Raw genomic sequence first — 551 nt, forward strand, 5'->3', positions numbered from 1 at the left:
CGCGCCTCTGGAGGTCTCCGTGGTCCCTGCGATGCCGACCGGTGAACGCGAGAGGTTCCTCGCCGGCCCGCACGTCGGCGTGCTCGGGGTGGCCGACCCCCGCGGCGGCAGCGCCCCGCTCCTGGCGCCGGTGTGGTACCGCTACGAGCCCGGCGGCGAGGTGGTCGTGCAGACCGGCCGCGAGTCCGTGAAGGCCCGGCTGATCCGGCAGGCCGGCCGGTTCAGCCTGTGCGCGCAGGAGGAGACCCCGCCGTACCGCTACGTCAGCGTCGAGGGGCCGGTCACAACGTGCCAGGACCCCGCCGATCCCGCCGAGCGCGAGGCCATGGCGGTGCGCTACCTGGGCGCGGACCAGGCACCGGCCTACCTGGACGCCACGCGCGGCCAACTCGCGGACGACGTGACCTTCCGGATGCGCCCGCAGCGCTGGCGGACCGCGGACTTCACCTCCTCGCGCCTCTGGAGGTCTCCGTGGTCCCTGCGATGCCGACCGGTGAACGCGAGAGGTTCCTCGCCGGCCCGCACGTCGGCGTGCTCGGGGTGGCCGACCC

At 75.1% G+C, this 551-nt stretch carries 1 protein-coding gene; it reads left to right on the plus strand.

Annotated elements, in window-relative coordinates; translation table 11 throughout:
- Window positions 1-31 precede the first annotated feature (31 nt).
- A partial coding sequence (locus DEF28_RS26765) for a pyridoxamine 5'-phosphate oxidase family protein (RefSeq protein ID WP_114446275.1) occupies window positions 32-551 on the plus strand: 520 nt, incomplete at its 3' end.

The organism is Marinitenerispora sediminis, assembly GCF_003336425.1.
In the GTDB taxonomy this organism is placed as follows: domain Bacteria; phylum Actinomycetota; class Actinomycetes; order Streptosporangiales; family Streptosporangiaceae; genus Marinitenerispora; species Marinitenerispora sediminis.